The 21,523-nt window shown below is 46.9% G+C and carries 16 protein-coding genes; 6 read left to right on the forward strand and 10 right to left on the reverse strand.

What is annotated here, in order from left to right; translation table 11 throughout:
• Positions 1–57 precede the first annotated feature (57 nt).
• The gene (locus ABD031_RS07785) at positions 58–1,593 is read left to right on the forward strand and encodes a carbon-nitrogen hydrolase family protein (RefSeq protein ID WP_343850059.1); all 1,536 of its coding nucleotides are present in this window, start codon (positions 58–60) and stop codon (positions 1,591–1,593) included.
• A gap of 68 nt (positions 1,594–1,661) precedes the next feature.
• Positions 1,662–2,516: a pirin family protein gene (locus tag ABD031_RS07790; protein WP_343850061.1), complete on the forward strand. Its 855-nt coding sequence runs from the start codon at positions 1,662–1,664 to the stop codon at positions 2,514–2,516.
• Here the strand turns inward: ABD031_RS07790 and ABD031_RS07795 are convergent, their stop codons facing one another.
• From ABD031_RS07795 to bshC, 10 genes are all read right to left on the reverse strand, one after another.
• Positions 2,517–3,290: a Rossmann-like and DUF2520 domain-containing protein gene (locus ABD031_RS07795; protein ID WP_343850062.1), complete on the reverse strand. Its 774-nt coding sequence runs from the start codon at positions 3,288–3,290 to the stop codon at positions 2,517–2,519.
• Positions 3,291–3,374: 84 nt separating this feature from the next.
• Complete coding sequence (lpdA, locus tag ABD031_RS07800) at positions 3,375–4,772, reverse strand: dihydrolipoyl dehydrogenase (RefSeq protein WP_343850064.1); 1,398 nt, start codon at positions 4,770–4,772, stop codon at positions 3,375–3,377.
• A gap of 149 nt (positions 4,773–4,921) precedes the next feature.
• Positions 4,922–6,448 (reverse strand): 2-oxoglutarate dehydrogenase complex dihydrolipoyllysine-residue succinyltransferase, encoded by a 1,527-nt coding sequence (gene odhB, locus ABD031_RS07805; protein ID WP_343850066.1) that lies wholly within the window; start codon positions 6,446–6,448, stop codon positions 4,922–4,924.
• Positions 6,449–6,546: 98 nt separating this feature from the next.
• Positions 6,547–9,339 carry a 2-oxoglutarate dehydrogenase E1 component gene (locus ABD031_RS07810; RefSeq protein ID WP_343850068.1) on the reverse strand — a complete coding sequence of 931 codons (2,793 nt, stop codon included), beginning with the start codon at positions 9,337–9,339 and terminating at the stop codon, positions 6,547–6,549.
• Between the two features lie 158 nt (positions 9,340–9,497).
• Complete coding sequence (locus ABD031_RS07815) at positions 9,498–10,067, reverse strand: hypothetical protein (RefSeq protein ID WP_343850070.1); 570 nt, start codon at positions 10,065–10,067, stop codon at positions 9,498–9,500.
• An 18-nt stretch (positions 10,068–10,085) separates the two neighbouring features.
• Positions 10,086–11,744, reverse strand: coding sequence for a SusD/RagB family nutrient-binding outer membrane lipoprotein (locus tag ABD031_RS07820; RefSeq protein ID WP_343850072.1), 1,659 nt, complete (start codon positions 11,742–11,744; stop codon positions 10,086–10,088).
• Positions 11,745–11,756: 12 nt separating this feature from the next.
• Entirely contained in the window at positions 11,757–15,005 is a 3,249-nt protein-coding gene (locus ABD031_RS07825; protein ID WP_343850074.1) for a SusC/RagA family TonB-linked outer membrane protein, read from the reverse strand.
• A gap of 447 nt (positions 15,006–15,452) precedes the next feature.
• A complete protein-coding gene (locus ABD031_RS07830) occupies positions 15,453–15,953 on the reverse strand; it encodes a hypothetical protein (protein WP_343850076.1) in 501 nt (166 codons plus the stop codon).
• Between the two features lie 21 nt (positions 15,954–15,974).
• A complete protein-coding gene (locus ABD031_RS07835; RefSeq protein ID WP_343850078.1) occupies positions 15,975–16,544 on the reverse strand; it encodes a 5-formyltetrahydrofolate cyclo-ligase in 570 nt (189 codons plus the stop codon).
• Positions 16,541–18,103, reverse strand: a complete 1,563-nt coding sequence (gene bshC / locus ABD031_RS07840; RefSeq protein ID WP_343850080.1) for a bacillithiol biosynthesis cysteine-adding enzyme BshC — start codon at positions 18,101–18,103, stop codon at positions 16,541–16,543. Before bshC ends, ABD031_RS07835 begins: the two co-directional genes overlap by 4 nt.
• A 189-nt stretch (positions 18,104–18,292) precedes the next feature.
• On the opposite strand from bshC, the gene ABD031_RS07845 reads away from it, so the two are divergent.
• From ABD031_RS07845 to ABD031_RS07860, 4 genes are all read left to right on the forward strand, one after another.
• Positions 18,293–19,531 (forward strand): M16 family metallopeptidase, encoded by a 1,239-nt coding sequence (locus ABD031_RS07845; protein ID WP_343850081.1) that lies wholly within the window; start codon positions 18,293–18,295, stop codon positions 19,529–19,531.
• Entirely contained in the window at positions 19,531–20,013 is a 483-nt protein-coding gene (gene ispF / locus ABD031_RS07850; RefSeq protein WP_343850083.1) for a 2-C-methyl-D-erythritol 2,4-cyclodiphosphate synthase, read from the forward strand. Before ABD031_RS07845 ends, ispF begins: the two co-directional genes overlap by 1 nt.
• Positions 20,010–20,699, forward strand: a complete 690-nt coding sequence (gene mnmC2, locus ABD031_RS07855) for a tRNA (5-methylaminomethyl-2-thiouridine)(34)-methyltransferase MnmC2 (RefSeq protein WP_343850085.1) — start codon at positions 20,010–20,012, stop codon at positions 20,697–20,699. The genes ispF and mnmC2 overlap by 4 nt, the downstream gene beginning before the upstream one ends.
• 217 nt (positions 20,700–20,916) lie before the next feature.
• Positions 20,917–21,381 carry a Clp protease ClpB gene (locus ABD031_RS07860; RefSeq protein WP_343850087.1) on the forward strand — a complete coding sequence of 155 codons (465 nt, stop codon included), beginning with the start codon at positions 20,917–20,919 and terminating at the stop codon, positions 21,379–21,381.
• Positions 21,382–21,523: the final 142 nt, after the last annotated feature.

Below are 21,523 nucleotides of genomic sequence, written 5' to 3' on the forward strand. Positions count from 1 at the left end.
GCGCGATTAGGTTCAAGCAGACTTAAATCAAAATTTTCTCACACAGAAATACAGAACATGAATAATACTCAAATCGAAAATATCTCACTTTCCTACCTCCAACTTTCAGACTACCAAGAACTGAAGGACACCATGGTCGATAGCTATGCAACTATGGCAGAAGCCTATTGGCGAGAAGATCAAATTCAAATTCTTTTGAACAAATTTCCGGAAGGCCAAGTCGTCATTCGGATCAACAATCAGCTCGCAGGATGCGCGCTGTCCATCGTCGTGGATGAAGATCAGCTCGAAGGGGAGCACACCTACAAAGGGATCACGTCCAATTTCACCTTCGACAAACACAACACCAAGGGCGACTTGCTCTATGGGATCGATGTTTTCATCAAACCTGAATTTCGAGGACTGAGATTGGGCAGGCGACTGTATGACTACCGGAAAGAACTTTGTGAAAAACTGAACCTGAAAGGCATCGTCTTTGGCGGACGGATTCCAAATTATCACAAATATGCCGCTACCATGTCTCCAAAAGAGTACCTCGAAAGAGTCAAGCTCAAGGAGATTCACGATCCCGTTTTGAATTTCCAGTTGGCCAACGACTTCCATCCAGCGCGGATACTCCATAACTACCTCGAAGGTGACACCGCCTCTAGTGACTTTGCCGTGCTACTCGAATGGGACAATGTGTACTATCAAAAGCCTGACAAAAGAGCTTCCCGAAAAAAGACCATTGTCAGACTTGGATTGATCCAATGGCAAATGCGCCTCTACGAGAATCTGGACGAACTGATGCAGCAGGCCGAATATTTTGTGGATGCGGTATCCGCCTATCGCTCTGACTTTGCCCTTTTCCCTGAGCTCTTCAATGCCCCGCTGATGGCGGAGTTCAACCACCTGAGCGAAGCCCAAGCGGTACGGGGATTGGCTAAATACACCGACGAAATCGTCAGACGATTTTCGCGACTTTCCGTGGAGTACAACATCAATATCATCACCGGCTCTATGCCTAAGATAAAGGATGACAAACTCTATAATGTGGGCTATCTCTGCCGACGCGACGGATCAATTGATTTCTACGAAAAACTCCACATCACGCCACTGGAGTCCAGAGTTTGGGGAATGCGGGGAGGAAACAGCCTGAAGGCATTTGACACGGATTGCGGTAAAATCGGTGTCTTGATCTGCTACGATTGCGAATTTCCTGAGCTCAGTCGAATCCTGGCAGATCAGGGCGTGAACATTCTTTTTATCCCCTTCCTCACTGATACCCAAAATGGCTACTCAAGAGTTCGGAACTGCGCGATGGCGCGGGCTATCGAAAACGAATGCTATGTCGCCATGGCTGGTAGCGTGGGAAACCTTCCCAAAGTCCATAACATGGACATGCAATACGCCCAGTCCATGGTGATTACGCCCTGTGATTTTCCGTTTCCCAGCAATGGGATCAAAGCAGAAGCTACGCCGAACAATGAAATGACTTTGATTGCAGATGTGGATTTATCCTTGCTCAAAGAACTGAATGAATTTGGCAGCGTTCAAAATCTGAAGGATCGACGCAAGGATCTATTCGAACTGCGTCAAATTGGAGGCAAGTGAATCCTGGGAGAAGTGCTTCTTTTCGAATAGGATTCATTCTAGTGCCAAAAATTTTAATTTGAAAGATCATGAAAACCATCAAGAGAATTCATAAAGCAGAATATCGACCCATAGCAGATCTGGTGACTTACTGTCCGATGCCGACCCAAAGCCTGCAGCAAATCGACCCGTTTATCTTCCTGAATCACCACGGATTCCAGACCTATCCAGCACCAAACCAAGGCTTGCCTTTTGGTCCGCATCCGCATCGGGGCATGGAGACGGTGACTTTTATCCTAAAAGGCGACATCATGCACAAAGACTCTTCTGGCCATGAATCGGTTATCGGACCGGGTGGAGTACAGTACATGACTGCCGGAAGTGGACTGATCCACGCAGAGGTTTCAAGCGATGAATTCAAACGAGACGGCGGCGACTTGGAGATTTTGCAGCTTTGGCTAAATCTGCCAGCAGCAAAAAAAATGACAGAGCCTAGCTACGTCGGGCTTCAAAAAGATGGCATCCCGACTTTTGAACTAGACAAGGGAAAGGTGAAAATCCAGCAACTGTTTGGGGAATGGGATGGGGTGAAAGGTGCTTTTGAGGGAAATTTCCCGATTACCCTGAGCACGGTATATCTGAAGCAAGGCGGAACGTTTGAAAGAAAGATTCCGGCGGATCAAAACGTGTTTTGCTATCTGGTACGGGGAGTGCTCAAAGTAAACGGAACCGAGGTGATGTTTCGCAACTTGGTCGAGTTCGCGAATGACGATGAAAAAATCGAAATCGAAGCGCTCGAAGTTTCGGTCTTGATCTTTGGCCATGCCGCCCCGTTTAATGAACCTATGGTCGCCCAAGGGCCATTTGTGATGAACACCCAAGAGCAGATCCAAGAAGCTTACCAAGATTACCGAGACGGAAAGTTTGGCAGCTGGGATCACTGATCAGCTGTCGATAATGTCCTGAGAAATCGTGCGGTAAATCTCGGCTATCTGCTCATTGAAGTTCAGAAATCGATGATGTTCCTCCATCGTCTCGTAGTCCTCCCGAATGGCCGGGCCTGTCTGGGCGTTTTTCGCGCCGATTTGCAGGCTTTTTGAGATTGTCTCGATGATCAGCGGCTTAAGCATCTCGAAGTCCAGCCCTTGGCGCCTCATGATCTCCTCTGAGATCCGGATCATGTGATTGGTAAAATTGCTGGCAAAAACCGCGGCCACATGCACCGCCTTTCGGTCTCTGGAGCGAACTAGGTAAGTCAGCGGAGAAAGGCTCTTTGCCAGCTTTTTCAATTTCTGAAGCGCTCCTTCGTCATCCGATTCCACCAAAAAGGGGACCTCATCCATGTCGATCTTTTTTCCCCTGGTAAAAGACTGAAGCGGATACAGAATCCCCATATAGCTCGCCGAGCTATATCCCAACACGTCCAACGATATGGCACCGGAAGTATGAACCAAGATGCTTCCCTCCGGCAAAATCACCTCATCGGCAACTTCTGAGATTGCGTCGTCCTTGACCGCGAGGATAAAGAATTCAGCCTTGCTTTCCGAAAAATCAAGGTTATCCTTAGGTTCAGCGGAATACACCCGCTCGGTAATTTGGGTCGCTTTTCCCAAATCTCTGGCATACACTTCCGTGACCTCATGACCCGCATCCTCCAAGGCTGGAGCCAAATGCCAGGCGACATTTCCAGCACCCAAGATGGCTATTTTGAACTTCATGGCGGAATTAAGCCAATTTTGCACAAAAGAAAAAGCCATCCCAAATGATTCGGGATGGCCTTTTCGTATAGGTATCGTTTCGTCTTACACGTGCAGTGCTCTATTGTCAGTTGCTGCCAAGCAAGCTTCTTTGAAAGCCTCGGTATAGGTCGGGTGCGCGTGGGACATTCTGGAAATATCCTCTGCAGAAGCGCGGAATTCCATCGCCACTACTGCCTCGGCAATCATGTCGGCAGTTCGCGGGCCGATCATGTGCACGCCTAGGATTTCGTCAGTCTCGGCATCAGCCAGTACTTTGACCAAACCGTCGGTGTCCATCGAAGCTCTTGCACGGCCAGAAGCCATGAAAGGAAATTTGCCGGTTTTATATTTGACACCTTTTTCCTTCAGCTGCTCTTCAGTGTATCCCACCGCAGCAACCTCCGGCCAAGTATAGACGACACCGGGGATCAGGTTGTAATTGATATGCGGCTTTTGTCCAACCAAGGTTTCTGCTACGAAAACACCTTCTTCTTCCGCCTTGTGAGCGAGCATAGCGCCTTTCACCACGTCGCCAATCGCGTAGATGTTTGGCACGTTGGTTTGTAGGTGATCGTTTACTTCGATCTGTCCTCGGTCGGTGATTTTTACTCCGGCAGCCTCAGCATTCAAGCCCTCGGTGTAGGGTTTTCTACCGATGGATACCAAGACATAATCGCCTTTGATCTCCACAGTTTCGCCTTTACCGTTATCTGCTTTTACCGTGACTTCGTTGCCTTTGCTCTCGACAGCAGTCACTTTGTGCTTCAAATAGAATTCGAAACCGATCTTTTTCAAAGACTTCTGAAGCTCCTTGCCCATGGTGCGATCCATGGTCGGGATCAGGGAATCCATGAATTCAACGACGGAAACTTTTGCTCCCAATCTTGCATATACTGATCCGAGCTCCAATCCGATCACACCACCGCCAATAACGACCAGGTGTTTTGGAACTTCTTTCAGATTCAAGGCCTCTGTGGAGGTGATGACCCGGTCTTTGTCCAGCTTGATAAAAGGCAATGAAGAAGGCTTGGAACCAGTGGCAATGATGATGTTTTTGCCTTGGATTTCCGAGGAAGTGCCATCATCTTTGGTGACTTTCACAGTGGTTGCATTCGCGAATGAACCCAAGCCCTGATGCACGTCGATCTTGTTTTTCTTCATCAAATACTGGATGCCATCCGTATTTTGCTTCACCACATCATTCTTACGCGTGATCATCTGGGAGATATCCGCACTCAGATTGGACAAGTTGATGCCGTGGGTTTTGAAGGTATGGGCAGCATTGTGGTAATGCTCGGAGGAATCTAAAAGCGCCTTGGAAGGGATGCAGCCTACATTCAGGCAAGTTCCTCCGAGGCTTGAGTATTTCTCAACAATTGCGGTCTTCATGCCAAGCTGCGCACAGCGAATCGCTGCAACATATCCACCCGGCCCAGAACCAATTACTATGACGTCGTACATTATTTTAGATTTTAGTAGTGAGTAGCAAGTATCAAGACTCGCTCTTACTTTAAATTGAAATATTATTGTTTCAAGATTGGGAACGTAAACAATGAGCTCAATTGAATACGTCCCCTTCTTGATACTTTGTACTAGATACTAGCTACTATTTACACTCCAAACATCAACCTCGTCGGATCTTCGAGCAGCTGCTTCACGCGAACGAGGAAGCTGACAGACTCACGGCCGTCGATGATGCGGTGATCGTAAGAAAGCGCCAAGTACATCATCGGAAGGATTTTCACCTCGCCGTTGACAGCCATCGGGCGCTCGACAATGTTGTGCATTCCAAGGATAGCGGACTGTGGAGCATTGATGATCGGTGTAGACATCATAGACCCGAAGATCCCGCCATTTGTCAAAGTGAAGGTGCCGCCAGTCATCTCTTCGATGGAGAGCTTGTTGTCTCTGGCTTTGCCAGCAAGTCTGACGATTTCCTTTTCGATCTGGTCAAATGACATGGCTTCGGCATTTCTGATCACCGGCACCACCAAGCCTTTCGGCGCGGATACCGCGATGGAAATGTCACAAAAATCATTGAACACTATTTCGGTGCCGTCAATCTGAGCATTCACACTTGGCCACTCTTTCAAAGCCACGCAAACGGCCTTGGTGAAGAAGGACATAAAGCCCAAGCCTACACCGTGCTTCTCTTTGAATTGGTCTTTGAACTTGGATCGGAGATCCATGATTGGCTTCATGTTCACCTCGTTGAAGGTGGTGAGCATGGCAGTTTCATTTTTCACAGCTACCAGGCGACGGGAAACGGTCTTTCTCAAAGAAGACATCTTCTCTCTTCGCATGTTTCTGGCGCCAGGAGCGGCTGGAGCAGCCTCGGCAGCTTTTGCTGCTGGAGCGGCGGCCGGCTGTGTCGCAGGAGCTGGTTTTTGAGCACCCAATGCGTCCTCTTTGGTGATTCTTCCGTCCTTGCCTGAGCCTGACACTGCTGAGGATTGGATGCCTTTTTCTGCCAAAATCTTGGAAGCGGCCGGAGACGCATGTCCAGACGCATAAGTTGAAGCTGAAGGCGAGGCTGCCGCGGGTGCTGCAGAAGGGCTGGATGCCGGTGCAGAAGCTGCTGCCGGAGCGGCGTCAGTTACTTCGATCTTGCAGATCAGTCCGCCGATCTCGAGGACATCGCCTTCTTTGGCCACTTGTCTCAGAATTCCGGTTGCTTCGGCAGGAAGTTCAAAAGTTGCTTTGTCAGAATCCACCTCGGCGATGATCTCGTCCAAGGTCACAAAATCGCCGTCTTTCTTGATCCAATTTGCCAAGGTCACTTCGGTGATGGACTCGCCCACAGTAGGGACGATCATCTCCTTTACCTCACCGCTTGGAGCAGCTTTTGCCGCCGCAGCAGGGGCTTCAGCAGCGGGAGCCGGGGCAGATGCCGAAGCGCCTTCAGACTCTTCGATCACACAGATCAAGCCGCCGATCTCGACGGTGTCACCCTCTTGGGCTACTATTTTCAGGATACCAGCCGCTTCGGATGGAAATTCAAAAGTTGCTTTGTCGGATTCCAGTTCGCAGATGATCTCGTCCAGCTGCACGGAGTCTCCGTCCTTTTTAAACCATTGCCCAACGGTGACTTCAGAGATGGATTCTCCCACGGTGGGCACTTTCATTTCTTTGCTCATGGTCTTATGTTTTTCCCTTCGGGTTATTTTGGAAGGAGGTTAAGAATGATTTTTTATAAAAAAAACCACCCCGGACAAAGCCGGGGCAGTGTTCAAGATTAGATTTTCAGCGCCTGAGAAACAATGTTTTTCTGCTCTTCCACGTGGACTTTGTTATATCCCGTGGCTGGAGAAGCACTCGGCTTACGGGCAATGAGATTCATCGGAAGCTCCTTGTAAAGCAATCTCAAGAGGTAATTCCAATAGCCCATGTTTTCCGGCTCTTCTTGTACCCAAACGACTTCAGCTCCCTGGTATGACTTCAAAAGGTCAAGGATCTGTGTTTTAGGAAGTGGGTGAAGCTGCTCTATTCTAACGATCGCGACATTTTTGATCTTTTCTTTTTCACGCGCTTCTTCTAGATCGTAATAGATTTTTCCAGAGCAAAGTACCACGCGCTTCACGTCGCTGGCTAGAACGGTCGTATCAGGAAGCACTTCTCTGAATCCACCAGAGGTAAATTCGGAAATAGGAGATACTACTTTTGGATGTCTCAAAAGTGACTTTGGAGACATAACGATGCATGGCTTTCTAAACTCCCAAGCCAGCTGCCTTCTGAGCATGTGGAAAAAGTTAGAAGGTTCGGTGATGTTCGCTACGACCATGTTGTATTCGGCCGAAAGCTGGAGAAAGCGCTCAGGACGGGCATTGGAGTGCTCCGGCCCCTGGCCTTCGTAGCCATGTGGAAGCAGCATCACCAAGCCGTTCATTTTCTGCCATTTGGATTCTCCGGATGAAATGAACTGGTCGATCATCGTCTGTGCTCCATTGGCAAAGTCGCCGAATTGTCCTTCCCAGATGGTCAAAGAATGAGGATTGGCCATGGCGTATCCGTATTCAAACCCCAATACAGCATACTCCGAAAGCAGGGAATTGTAGATGTAGAAAGGCCCCTTTCTGTCCTTCATCTCACGAAGAGAGTTGTAAGGCTGATTGGTGTTTGCATCGTGTATCACCGCATGTCTATGAGAAAAAGTTCCTCGCTGCACGTCCTGGCCGGTAAGTCTCACGGTCTTTCCTTCCAAGAGCAAGGATCCATAGGCCAGCAATTCGGCAGAAGCCCAGTTCAGTTCTTTGGTTTCAAAGAACATGTCCTTCCGCTGTTTCATCTGCGCTTCGATCTGCTTGATCGGCTTGAAGCCTTTCGGGATAAAAGTCAAGGCATCGGCCACCTTTTGGATGGCATCGGCTGAGATGCTTGTATCGGGAGACTTTTCAAAATCTGCCGACGTAGATCTTCTCAGGTTTGCCCACTCTCTTTCAAACTTGGTCGCTTGGTAAGGAAGCGGATTTTCTTTGACCATGTTCAGACGATCTTGGAGCAGCTGACGAAACTCCTCGTCCATTTGCGCGGCGATCTTCGCATCAAAATCCCCACGATCAGTCAATTTCTTGACGTAGATCTCTCTTGGGTTTGGGTGCTTAGAGATGATATTGTAAAGCTCGGGCTGAGTGAATTTAGGTTCATCGGACTCATTGTGACCATGACGTCTGTAGCAGACCATATCCACAAAAATATCCTTACTGAATTTTTGGCGGAATTCTGCGGCTAGTCTGGAAGCAAATATTACGGCTTCAGCATTGTCACCATTCACGTGGATCACTGGTGCATCGATGATCTTGGCAACGTCCGTACAATAAATGGACGTTCTGGCATCGTCAAAATCCGTGGTAAAGCCTACCTGATTGTTGATCACAAAGTGGATGGTTCCACCTGTATTGTAACCTTTCAAGCCTGCCATCTGTGTGACTTCATACACGATGCCTTGACCAGCGACTGCAGCGTCTCCATGGATCAGGATTGGTAGGGCTTTGGTCGCGTCATGCTTGTAGGCATGATCAATCTTGGCACGCATGAAGCCTTCGACTACCGGATTTACCGCTTCCAGGTGGGAAGGGTTTGGAGCAAGCTTCAAGTGAACTTTGTTGTTTTCAGGAGTGACAATGTCAGACGAATAGCCCATGTGATACTTCACATCCCCATCGCCCATGGTCAAGTCCGGCTTGGCTGTACCTTCAAACTCTGAGAAGATCTGCTCATAGGTCTTACCCATAATGTTGGCCAAGACATTCAACCGGCCACGGTGCGCCATACCAATCATCACCTCTTCCACTCCAAACTGCGCGGCAGTGTTGATCACCGCGTCAAGGAAAGGAATAGTGCTTTCGCCACCTTCAAGCGAGAAACGCTTTTGTCCGATATATTTGGTGTGAAGAAAATTTTCAAAAACTACCGCCTGGTTCAATTTAAAAAGAATACGCTTTTTCTCATCATGAGAAGGATTGAAGGCAAGCGCTTCCTTTTCGACTTTGGTTTTGAACCAGTCAAGCATTTCTGCATCGCGTATATATAGATACTCAAAACCCATCGGGCCTTCGTAGATCGTCTTGAGTGCAGCTAGGATTTCCGTCAGGGTAGCGGTTCCGATTCCGATCTCATTGCCAGCCTGGAACACCGTTGCCATATCTTCCTGACCCAACCCGAAATACTCCGGATCGACCATTGGCTTCCTGTCTCGACGCTCTCTGACGGGATTGGTTTTGGATTTCAAATGGGCTCTGGAGCGATAAGCGTGGATCAAAGCACGAACTTTGATTTCCTTCGGAAGTTGTTCCATGTCCATGATGGTCCCGGGAGTAGCCAACGCACCGTTCTTAGGTACCGGCTTGGTTGCCAGCTCGGGTTTTCCGCTTCCGTTTTCCTCGGCACCATAGTTGGTCAAAGCGAAATCAAACCCGTCAAAAAATTCCTTCCAGCTTGGGTCTATTGCAGCAGGTTCATTTTTGTAAGATGCGTAAAGCTCATCGATATATGAGACGTGCGCATTTGCGATAAAGGAGAATTTATCCATCATTCATTATTTGAGAACTGGACAAAGCTAAGCCCTGTGATCCGGAATAAAAAATTGCCTATTTGCCTTTACAAATATAAAAAACAAAAAACTGCCCAAAAAAAAAGCAGTGCCAAATGGCACTGCTTTTAAGTACAAATACGAATTGTTTGCGATCCTTATTCTACATCAACAAAATATTGGAAAGGAGAATCGTAGAAAACAGCACCAGCAACGTTAGTTGTTACATTACTCGAATTGAAACTTCTTCCTTTTTTGTCATTAAGAATCAACCGGAATTCGAAAACATCTCCTTTTTTAAGGTAGGCCGCATCCAAACCTACAGCAGCAAGCGCTTCCGCAGCAGTGATAACAAAAGACGTACGAAGGAATCTCGAATCTGCATTCGCCGCGAAATCCGATGCGCTCAAAGTCTTCACTTTGGCATCGCCTCCTTTAGGAGTATACTCAAGGCCTACCCCTGTGATTAGACGACGATGTCTCACCATAATCTCAACCGTCTCAACCGTCGCCCCGTCTTCGATATCCACAGCCTCCAAGGTCAACGCAAAGGTCGATTTACCTAGGTCGGCGAGCTGAAAATCAACACTGGTACGTGCAATAGTTCTCAAATAAGCACCAGTATCAAACGTACTATATGGAATGTTAGGTTCCACAGTATCTCTACAAGAACTCAGAAAGATGAGCGCTAATGCAAGCAGCCCAAAACTATATCTTAACTTTTTCATTGTCTCTTTCTTTATCAGTTAATAAATCCATGGTGATCCTGGGTTCGTATCCCAGAAAACCTGCACTCCCACATTCGCCTTTTGGACAGCATTTGTGTTCGTCACCATGTAATTGTTAGGATACAGGAATGATCTCACAAACACCCCTGGATCAGCTTCCAAGCCAGGCTGCAACTTTGCTGGCTTACCTGTTCTTCTGTAAAGATTATAAGCTTCTTTACCGTTACCGTAGAGACCTAACCAATACTCAAGACCAATCACATTCATCTTTGCGTCAGCTGTTGCTGCTGCATCAAATTGTCCTCCAACATAGGCTATATAGCTATCTCTTTGAGTCGCATGCTGATCATTTGTAATCGAGCTAAGAACAACAGCACTTTCTGCAGATGCCAATGCAAACGATCTTACATAATTGATGTTTTTGGTCAAAGCAGAAGTCAAGTAGGTTTTAGCATCGCCGGTAGTACCCAATGTAAGTGCAGCCTCTGCTAACATAAAGTCAACATAAGATGCGAGCATGATCGGATGAATACCTTGTCCCTTAGCTCCCAAAGCTGGATTGTTTACCGGAACTCCACTGTTGTTGTCAAAACGACCTCCAGCTGGATAGACTCCATAAGCGGTTCTTTTCAACCCATCTGGTGGAATTCCATCCGGATCCAAGTGATCTCTACCCCAGTATCCTTTGTTCCCAGCAGGATTACAATACGGGAAACTGCCTACCAAATAGTGCGGAGGCGCGATTTGAGACACACATTCCTGCTCATCTACATTGGTGGTATTGGTCAGCACCTGACGATACATGTAATATTTCACTCGTGGATCATCAAACCCTTTTTCGACCGTCAAATGGTGCATAAAATGGGTTGATTGGTAGTCCCCGCCCCCTGAAGTATACTGTCCTGCAAACTTTGGATGTCTGGAATCTGGATCTGCCGCAGTCGTACCAAAACGGAAAACGAAGTCATCGCCTGTGCCTATCATGTTATTTTCTGCAATCAATGCATTGATACCCGATTTAGCGCCAGCAGCGTCCACAAGTTTAGTATTCAAGAAATAACGAAGCTTCAAGGTGTTGATCAATTTGATCCAACGTGTATAATTCCTGCTGTAGAAGTAATCATTTGGCGCACCTGCAGTAGGCGCAGTAAAATGACCTGCAGCTTCGTTCAACAGGGCAAAGGCAGCGTCATAAACTGACTTACCCGAGTCTGTTTTAGGACTAAAATTACTGGCATCAATAGCCTCTGTGTACGGGACATCGCCATACGAATCTACCAAGTCAAACAAGACCATTGCCTTGATCGTTTTAGCGATACCTAAGTGACGTTGAAAGTTCGCTTCTTCAGCCAATGGCTCCAGGAACTTGACATCTGCCAAGATATTTGAATAACCATCTGTCCAATACCCATTAGTTTCAATAGCGGTATAAGCATTACTATAGAGGGCAGAACCTTGGTTGATCTGACGAGTAAGTCTAGCCCCATCATCTGACACTCCATACCACAGATCCTTGTAATCCAATTGGATTCTATTGAGCAGGAAATCCGGAGATGCTGTCTCTGCAGTAACTGCATTTGGGCTATCCAGCAGTTCATCCAATTTCTCATCGCAAGACGTCGCAAATAACAAAGTAGTCGCAGCTGTCAAGCCATATATAAATCTTTTCATTTTCATATCCATTTAGGGTTAGAAAGTAAGGGTTAACGTTCCACCCATTCGCTTTGAGCTAGGTCCAGTCACGAAGTCAAATCCAAGACCGTTGCCTACACCAGTACCCAATACATCCACATCAAAGTTCATGTTTGGAGGGAAGTTAAGTGCTAGAAACCAAAGGTTTGTACCGCTTAGGGCAATAGAAGCTCTCTTGAATGGAGTCTTTGCCATGAGCGTATTTGGCAATTGATAGGCAAGAGAGATTTCTCTCAAGCGGACCATAGACCCGTCGAATACGTTTGGCTCGTCATTTCCACTCTGGTAGCCGGAGAAGAAGTAGTCAGATGCAGAAACTTGGTAGTCGTTTGGAATGTACTTAGGAGTTCCATCGGCATTGTTTCCATCCTGTCTCACACCTGGCATGATGAAAGTCATCTCTCTATCCGCATCTGGATCCTTTGTCACCCCACGGGCGAGAGTTGCAGTAACTGTGTTAGAGTACACCGCACCCTTATGTCTGTATTCCAACATAAAGTTGAAAGTGAGACCTTTGTATGAGAAGGAGTTAATCCACGAGCCATTCCAAGCTGGGTTAGGATCACCTAACACGACAAGCTCCGAAGTTTGCTTTTGAATACCATTGGAAAGGATAATCGGCTGTCCTGTCGCAGGATCACGGTCGAAACCGATACCTTTGATCACGTTGAAAGGCTGACCTGGAATCGCGAAGTTACCAAGTGTAGTATAGCCTGCTACAACTACCTCTTCCAAACCACCACCAAGTTCTATCACTTCACTTTCATACTTGGACCAGTTGATGGTAGAATTCCACTCAAAACCTGATGCAGTAGAGATTGGTGTTACTGTAGCCTGTAACTCTGCACCTCTAGTTCTGATCTTGCCGATGTTAATCGCGGTAGTCGTAAATCCAGTAGCCGGGTCAATAGGAGATCTGGTGATCAAATCCTTGGTATTCTTTTCGTATAAAGAGATGTCAAATCTCAATTTATTATTGAACATGACACCTTCTACACCAAACTCCAACTCCCCATGAAGTTCTGGCTTCAGGTTTGGATTACCCAGTGTGTTGGATACCGCATGCGTTGTAGTTACCTGTCCGTTTACATCGAATGCTCTGGCAGACTGAGCCAATACATTACGCGTGCTATAAGGTGAAGGGTAACCTGCTGAGGTACCATAACCCAGTCTCAGTTTCAAATCATTCAAAGTGGAAGAACTCCAATCAAATGCCGTGGTAGGAATGAAGGACACCGATACACCTGGATACATGATGCTGCGGTTCTCTTTCTCTACCGTAGAAGTCCAATCATTTCTGGCAGAAAGGTTAAAGAAGAGGTAGTCATCGTAATCCAAAGTCACGTTGGCATAGATACCATATCTTCTCTCTTCTTGCGTATAGTTCAATGCGTTTCCAGAATACGCATCGGTGTTCGCTGAGGTCTGGAAATTGGAATGCCTAAACAAACCGAAGGCCAGCTGTCCCTGTGATGCTATACCGTTTTGATCATAGGTATCATAGCGAGAGTTTCCTCCCAGTAACGCACTCATACCAAACTTGTCGCTGATTTCCTTCTTCCAGTTCAAGATCAGATCCTGATTCCAGATCGTATTGTTGATGTTAATAGATCGGTAGTAGCCATTTCTAGTGGTCAAGTCCGAAGTCGCGCCACCTTTGTTGTATCTCACTTCCTGCAATTCTGAATACGTATCCAGACCTAGCCGATAGGTTACCGAAAAGTCATCGTTGATATCATAGTTAACCGACGTGGAATTGAAGAATCGTTTTACATCGGAGGTATTGGTGTAGTACTTCACCAACCAGTTTGGATTGGTGATATCATTGCCACCTCTATAATAGACCGAGCTTTTGTCGATTGGGTTTTCATAAGGAAGACCTGCCAAATCTACCGACCGTGGTGTAAACAACACGTGTCCGAATACAGATGGAATAGCACTACCAGAACCTGAGGATGCATTGACCGGAGGGGACTGCAAATCGGTAATTGCAAAGGTAAAGGACGAGTTCACCGACAACTTATCTGATATCGCAGAATTTATGCCCAACCCAAAATTGAATTTATCCAGCTCGTTTCCAGGAACATACCCTTCATCTTTGGTGTAACCAAAACTTGCGCTGAAGCCCGTTCTGTCAGATCCGCCAGCAACTTGCACCGAAGTATTGGATACCAATCCAGTGCGGAAGAAAATCTCAGAAGGATCCGCGTACGCTTTGTATTCGTAAGGAATAGCGCCTCTTGGATTAGTTGGAGAAACAAGCGCATCGTCTCTAAATTCAGGAAACGCATCGCGAACCGCGGCTACAGAAGATGTAGCATACGGATGTAGTACAGTCGTCCCCAGATCCATTCTACCTCCAAAGTTTGAGAAGAAGAATCCATTTCCCTGCTGGAAACCATTACCGTAGATCTGACCATAAGTTGGCAATGATGCCGCCTCATTGGTAAAGAAAGACTGATTGACCGTCACTTCGCCTGCTTTTCTCTTGGATGCACCAGACTTGGTAGTGATCAGGATAACCCCGTTGCGGCCTTGATCACCATAAAGTACGGTCGCAGAGAGACCTTTCAGTACAGACATGCTCTCGATGTTGTTTGGATCAATATCCAAAAATCGGGAAGAAGTCGCTGCACCGCCGGTGGAGAAACCGTTTTGTGAGTTGGTGCCCGTGTTGAACGGCACGCCATCCACTACAAACAGCGGCTGGTTAGATCCAGTAGCTGAAGAGTAGCCGCGGATTACCATGTTAGTACCGGATCCGGACATACCATTGGTTGAGGTGATGTTAACCCCTGGTACTTTTCCTTGTAGTACTCGTGCTACGTCAGCCTCCGGACGATTCTCCAGCTGCTCGTTGCCCACTGATGTTACGGCGTAACCCAGTGCCTTCTTTTCCCTTTCGATACCGATCGCAGTGACTACCACTTCGGATAGTTGCGACGCGTCAGTCGTCAGGGTGATGTTGACTACGGATCGATTGCCGATCGCCTCTTCCTGGGTCTTGAGACCCACGAAAGAGTAAATCAAGACATCAGATCCCGCTGGTACGGTGATGGAGTAGTTACCATCCAGATCGGTGGTAGTACCCACTGTCGTACCTTTCACGAGAACTGTTGCCCCTGGCAACCCAAGTCCGTCTTCCTCGGAAATTACCGTTCCGGTAATTACCCGTTGCTGCGCTGATACCTCATTACTGAGGATCATGGTGAAAAGCGCAACAACCAAGAGTAAAGCTTTTCTCATAAGGTGTTTAGTTTAGTTGATATCAGTAAATAAAATTTATTATCTGATAATTTCAAAAGCGGTAAAAAATTTGTCCAAACGGCGAGAAAGTCGAATTATTTGGTAGCAACCCGCTTTGTTAACAATTTTTAACCAAAAAGTATCGGCAAGTTAATATTGACAGAATAATATTCCGCGCTATGCCCAAAAAAGCAAAATTGAAAAATAATTTAAAATTGTAAAAAAAAATTTTTTGGGTCTCAAAACACCTAAATTCTCAATTTTTAAGAATAATATTCGCTTTTTGGCCCTAAAAAATTAATAAAATTTCATTTCTAATGAATTTTCAAATTTGAAAAATTGTCTTTTTGTCTTTTCCCAAATATCCTGTTCAAATTCATCAACATTTTTCAACATTTTTTGCAGAAATAGAAATAATTGGTTCCATTTATTGCGTGATTTTCATTTCTAAAAGGAATATTTAAGAGTGAAGGCTGCCTCGTCCCACCAAAGACCTGTGAAATCCACAAAATTATATGCGGGCTTCCAGTCAAAACTCAAATAGATATTCGTATTGTGAAAGTTATGCTCCAAGCCCGTTATAAAATCCACCCCGAAGGCCCCGTAATCCTGCGTAGGTTTGCTAACCCAAGGCGGCTCCCCCTTGTCTTTGGTCCACTTCCCGTAGTGTGCTCCCCCTCCTAGATACCATTCCATTCCACGAAATTCCCGGATGTCCATGTGATATTCATAGAGCAGTGCGACGTTCCATCCTTTCCATCGATTGAAAACCATCAGCTCCACTGCTGAATTATCTGTGACAAATCGCTTGAGTGATCCGCCTAGGGAAGTTCCGACCCGGACACCAACCATCGTATTGTAGTACCCTTGCTGGGCCTTAGCCGGGGAGCTATAAAGAATCAAGGCCATGCAAATAATGGCCAAGGTGCATAAAAATGATTTTTTCAAACGGTGACAGGTTAGATACTGTCAAAAAGTAAAAACTTTTTCGGGAGTAAAACAAAAATCCAAGGGTACATCGTGCGCATCTGGTTGAATTCTCTCCTCGGGTCCGTAAAAGCTAAGTCCGATTTTGATCACGCCCGGATTCAATTTGCTCAAAAATGAATCATAGAACCCCTTCCCAAAACCAACCCGGTTTCCCGCCAGGTCATAGGCCAGGAGAGGAACAAATACGACTTCGATTTTGGCCGGTGATACTTTAAGAGATTCCTGGGGCACCGGAATTCCCCACTCATCGAGAAAAAAAGCCGCCTCTTTGGGAAGTTTTAGTGTCTCTAGTTCTGTCTCACCCTTATTCACCTGCGAAGTGTAGAGCGTCTTTTCCATTTGCTCCAAAGACTCCAAGATGTAAAAAGTGTTCACCTCATTGAAACGATCGATAGGAAAGAACAGGTGGAAATGCTGGAGGTGACTTTTGTCTGCAAGCCAAGTCAGAAATTGCAAGTTGATTGCCTGAGAATTTGCTTCGATTACAGCAGGCTGAAGGCCTTTTCGCAATTGTCGGTAAGCAGAGCGGAGATCTTTTTTTGTTTTCATCGATATTCCAACACCATCATATTAAAATCCAGTGGATCAAAGCAGGCCAGCAGGTCATCGATCAAGCTCGGACGAGCAAGGTAAAATTGCATCATATTAACAACCCGCTCCTGCGGTGTTCCTCCGGGCGCAGCAAACTCCAACACCGCCCTTGCCCGATCCAACTCGACCTGTAGCTTTCTTTCCTCCGCCTTTCTCAATTTTGAAGCCAACTGATCGATGATCTTCAGACTTCGAACTTTGCCAGCTTGAAATGCCGACCCCAGACTTTGTTCCAAGCCCGCGGCCTCCCTTCCTCTTTTATCCAAAAGCTCAGAAATAGCCTCCTTCTCCTCGCTCAGCGTAAAGTCCGTCGTGGCCTGCTGCTCTACGAAGGATTTTTTCCATATTTCGAAGTCACCAAAAACGTTTTCGGTATTCCATTCCAGCTTTTCAATTTTTCTCAAAACCGGCTCGTCCAAAATCAGCGCAAAATTCCTGGGCAAAACAATCGGAAAAGGAACCCTAAAATTATCGAACACGCCCTTCAATTGTAGCCAATATACCACTTCGGCCGGACCTCCCAAGTAAGCTAAGTTGGGTAAGATCATCTCCTGGTACAAGGGACGTAGCACCACATTTGGACTGAAGCGCTCTGGATTGGAATCGATCAGCGCTTTCATCTCTTCTGCCGAAAACCGGATGTCCGAATTCAAGACTTGAAATTCCTCGCCACTTCGCTCTATCCGTTCCCTAAGGCCATTTTCCAAATAGAAAAAGTTGATCTCTCTGGGAAAAATCTGGCTCTTGTATCCCAATTGTTCCAATTCTTGACTTGCTTTTTGAGCTTGCTCAAAAGGTGCATGATCAAACAAATCTGAGTCGATGACCTGCTTGAAGATCGTCTTAAGTGCCCTATCGTTTCCGTCCACGACGACCAGCCCCTGCTCACCAAAGAGGCCATTGACATATTTTCGGACTGCCTCTCCCAGAGTTTTGCTGCTTCCGTAAGCTTCCCGAAATACCTCCGGCGCAAAATTCACTTCTTTTAAAAGTGCTTGAAAAGCTCCGTCCAGCTTAAAATCCCCGACTGCCCCTTTTTGATCGCTGGCCCATTGGTGTTTTTTCCCATCCAGCTTGAAATAGTTGATCTCGTCAAAGTCATGATCTTCAGTCGCCATCCAATACACTGGCACAAAATGATACTCAGGATAGGCGGCTGCCAGCTTCTTGGCCAAATTGATGGTGGAAACCAGCTTGTAGATAAAGTATAGCGGCCCCGTGAAGAGGTTTAACTGATGCCCAGTGGTGACTGTGAAGGTCTTTTCGCTGAGCAGAGATCCAATATTCTCCACCACGCTATCAGAAATCTCCACACCGTCGTATTGATGCTGCAAGGTCTGATGAAGAATGTCCCGGTTTTCAAGCGAAAATTTTTTAGTCGCTATCGCCTCCCGGAAACTCTCCAACTTGGGCAGGTGAGTGTAGAATGGCCTCAACTGCCCTTTATTTTCTATATAGTCCAAAAAAAATCTCGAAAACTGTCCCGTCTTATTCAGATCTACGCAGTGTTTTTTCATCGGAAAGGGTGAAGTATGTTTGGGAACTCTAACTTAGCGATCCGAACCAAAGTTCGGTTTTTTTTGTAAAAAACAGGACAACTTACATCAATGGCGGAGCTTGGCCTCAAAAATGGAAAAATCCACGGATTATGATGTCCTTTTGAAACAACTTCCACAATCCTACGAGCTAATAATTATTCACCCTGAATGTTTCCGTACCGAAGATTTTTCCTTAACAACGGGCTGCAAGTGATCGTCCACGAAGATCACAGCAGCAAGATTGCCGTATTCAATCTATTATATAAGGTAGGATCGCGGTTTGAAACGCCCGGAAAAACCGGTTTGGCGCACTTCTTTGAGCATTTAATGTTTGGAAGCTCTGCAAATGTGCCAGTCTTTGACCGCGAGCTTGAGCGCGTAGGCGGATCCTGCAATGCGTTCACGAGCCCCGACATCACCAATTATTACATGACCCTCCCTGCGGCAAATATCGAAACCGCCTTTTGGCTGGAATCCGATCGGATGCTCCAGCTCACTCTGAGCGAAAAGACAATTGAGACGCAGCGGAAAGTGGTCATGGAAGAATTCAAGCAGCGCTACCTAAACCAGCCTTATGGCGATGTCTGGCATCACATGAGAAATATGGCGTATGAAAAGCACCCGTATCGCTGGCCGACCATCGGCCAAAATCTAGCTGACATCGAGGGCTACACGCGAGAGGATGTCTGGGATTTTTACCAAACTCACTATCACCCCGCCAACGCGATCCTGGTCGTCGCCGGGAATGTGACCGTTCCTCAAATTGAGCGGCTAGCTGAAAAATGGTTCGGTGCAATTCCAAGCGGTCGAATGTCCACAACCACCATCATCGCAGAACCGCCCCAAAGCGCAAAACGATCGATCGTTCATCAGGCCAAAGTCCCAACCGATGCACTATACAAAGCCTATAAGATGCCAGCCAAAGGGGAGCCCGGGTATCTCGAAGCGGATCTGATCAGCGACCTACTCGGCTCTGGCAAGTCTTCCCTGCTTGAGCAACGGCTCGTCAAAAAGGGTAAAAAATTCGCCTCCGCCGGTGGCTACATCACCGGCTCAGTGGATCCCGGCTTGCTGGTTTTCTCCGGAAAAATGGAATCTGGTATCTCAGCCCAAGAAGCTGAAAAAGCACTTGACGAAGTATTGGTTGAGTTTTTGACGGAAGAGATTTCAGATAGAAACCTCCAAAAAATCAAAAACCAAGGGGAAGCAATGAAGACCTATGAGTCCATTCAGCTGCTCAATCGAGCAATGAACCTCGCCTACTTTGCCCATTTGGGTAATCCTGAACTATATTGGGAGGAATTTATAGAAAAATCAAAAATCGAAGCGCCGCAGATCAAAACCTGGACACACGAACTTCTTCGTGAAGATCAGGCTTCGGTGCTTTACTATCAATCGATAAACTAATGACTCCATTTAGGATAGGCTTTGGATACGATGTCCACCAGCTCCAGCCCGGTTACGACTTTTGGCTGGGTGGGATCAAAGTCCATCACGATAAAGGTGCCGTGGGGCATTCTGACGCCGACGTACTGATTCACGTCATCTGCGATGCCTTGCTCGGTGCGGCCAACATGCGGAATATAGGTTATCATTTTTCTGACAAAGATCCCAAATTCAAAGGTATCGACAGCAAAATCCTGCTGAAGGAAGTCATGAAAATGATCCGGGAAGCAGGGTATGAAGTCGGAAATATGGACACGACGGTTTGCCTCCAAGTGCCCAAGCTGAATCCGCTGATTCCTGAAATGAAAACCTGTCTGTCTGAAGTGATGAATGTTGGCGAGGACGCGATTTCCATCAAAGCAACAACCTCCGAATGGCTGGGATTTGTCGGCAGGGAAGAGGGCATATCGGCCTACTGTACAGCATTGATCTATAAGGTATGAATAAAGTAAAGATCATCACCACTGGAGACGGGTCCCACTCACTCTATCACGAAGCGCTTCAGGAAACCTACCACAACTCTCAGGGCGCCTACCGGGAGGCTATCCACATCTATATGATCTATGGGCTGGACTCTTGGCTGGCGAGAAATCCCCGCAAATACCCTATCCGGATATTTGAAGTTGGTTTTGGCACTGGACTTAATGCTTGGCTAACCTTGGTCTGGGCCGAACAAAACCAGATCCCGGTGCTGTATCATACCATTGAACCCTTTCCGCTGGAAAAAGAAATCTACAGCCAGCTCAACTACATCGAGCACGATAACGGCATCTGGCATTTTCATAAGTATTTCGAAGCCCTTCACAATGCTCCTTGGAATGAGGGAGGCCCTGTTTCGGAGTATTTCAATTTCAAAAAAGATAAAGCCACCCTGGAAGAAGCACAGCTGTACCCCTCCGATGTCGTGTTCTTCGATGCGTTTGCACCAAAAAAACAGCCTGAACTGTGGAGCAAAGACTCGCTGCAAAAGGTCGTCGAAATGATACGTCCAAGCGGGGTATTTATGACCTATTGCGCTACCGGGCAATTGAAGCGCGACCTGGACGCCCTCGGCTTAACTGTTGAAACCGTGCCGGGCCCTCCGGGAAAGAAGGAGATCACGCGAGGCTGGAAGGCTGCTAAGCAGTGATCAGAGGTCAGTTTACAGGACTGCGCCAGTCTACTTCGACGCAGACATAAACTATCGGTGAATTGTCACTTCGAACGCAGGGAGAAATCTTATAATAGCAAGTGTAATGAACATAAGACCTCTCCTATCGTCGAGGTGACTGCTACCAACCTCCTTGACAGCTCGCTGAATCTGGCCTATATTTTGTCTTTACAGCTAAAATCAAAAAAAGAATACCATGCTCAACCTTATCGCCGCACTGCTGTTCTCACTTTTTCAAGCACCTCAACTCGACGGCGCAAAGCTCGAACGAATGGTCCAGGAGCGGGATCAGCTTCATGAGGAATGGAAAAACGCCGAAAGCAAGAAATCAGGGATCTTTGGCAACCGGACCAAAAAGGACATGATCGAAACCAATGAATGGCTAGAGCGGATCATATCCAAAGACAATCAGATCATGGACGAGCTTAGAATGATCGGATCGATCGAAACTACCACGATCACCCAAGACAAAGACGACTACAAATCCATCACACTAACGCTGGAACAAGACGTGCAGGCGCTCAAGCGGGCAGTCGCTGAGCGGGACAAGCAGATCGAATCCAACCTCTCGGACCGTCGAACGATCGAATGGGCTTTGGTCGTTTTTTTCCTCAGCACCTTGGGACTTGGCTACTGGGTATACCGTCTAAAAAAGAGCTAGTTCTGTCCGATCTCGGGAATTTGACTGTAGCAATCCTTCGAGATTCTACGTTGATGGAATCAGCTCTACGACTGAGTCTGAAAAACAAAAAGCCCCCAAATCACTTTGGAGGCCTTTCACACTATGGTCTGTGGTTAATTGA

The organism is Algoriphagus jejuensis (assembly GCF_039523455.1).
Classification (GTDB): domain Bacteria; phylum Bacteroidota; class Bacteroidia; order Cytophagales; family Cyclobacteriaceae; genus Algoriphagus; species Algoriphagus jejuensis.

Excerpts from the sequence above, each read along its gene's own strand:
- ABD031_RS07845 (WP_343850081.1), top strand. The coding sequence starts at position 18,293 with ATGTTTCCGTACCGAAGATTTTTCCTTAACAACGGGCTGCAAGTGATC.
- ispF (WP_343850083.1), top strand. The coding sequence starts at position 19,531 with ATGACTCCATTTAGGATAGGCTTTGGATACGATGTCCACCAGCTCCAG.
- lpdA (WP_343850064.1), bottom strand. The coding sequence starts at position 4,772 with ATGTACGACGTCATAGTAATTGGTTCTGGGCCGGGTGGATATGTTGCA.
- odhB (WP_343850066.1), bottom strand. The coding sequence starts at position 6,448 with ATGAGCAAAGAAATGAAAGTGCCCACCGTGGGAGAATCCATCTCTGAA.
- bshC (WP_343850080.1), bottom strand. The coding sequence starts at position 18,103 with ATGAAAAAACACTGCGTAGATCTGAATAAGACGGGACAGTTTTCGAGA.
- ABD031_RS07825 (WP_343850074.1), bottom strand. The coding sequence starts at position 15,005 with ATGAGAAAAGCTTTACTCTTGGTTGTTGCGCTTTTCACCATGATCCTC.
- ABD031_RS07810 (WP_343850068.1), bottom strand. The coding sequence starts at position 9,339 with ATGGATAAATTCTCCTTTATCGCAAATGCGCACGTCTCATATATCGAT.
- ABD031_RS07860 (WP_343850087.1), top strand. The coding sequence starts at position 20,917 with ATGCTCAACCTTATCGCCGCACTGCTGTTCTCACTTTTTCAAGCACCT.
- ABD031_RS07790 (WP_343850061.1), top strand. The coding sequence starts at position 1,662 with ATGAAAACCATCAAGAGAATTCATAAAGCAGAATATCGACCCATAGCA.
- ABD031_RS07785 (WP_343850059.1), top strand. The coding sequence starts at position 58 with ATGAATAATACTCAAATCGAAAATATCTCACTTTCCTACCTCCAACTT.
- ABD031_RS07820 (WP_343850072.1), bottom strand. The coding sequence starts at position 11,744 with ATGAAAATGAAAAGATTTATATATGGCTTGACAGCTGCGACTACTTTG.
- ABD031_RS07815 (WP_343850070.1), bottom strand. The coding sequence starts at position 10,067 with ATGAAAAAGTTAAGATATAGTTTTGGGCTGCTTGCATTAGCGCTCATC.
- ABD031_RS07795 (WP_343850062.1), bottom strand. The coding sequence starts at position 3,290 with ATGAAGTTCAAAATAGCCATCTTGGGTGCTGGAAATGTCGCCTGGCAT.
- ABD031_RS07835 (WP_343850078.1), bottom strand. The coding sequence starts at position 16,544 with ATGAAAACAAAAAAAGATCTCCGCTCTGCTTACCGACAATTGCGAAAA.
- mnmC2 (WP_343850085.1), top strand. The coding sequence starts at position 20,010 with ATGAATAAAGTAAAGATCATCACCACTGGAGACGGGTCCCACTCACTC.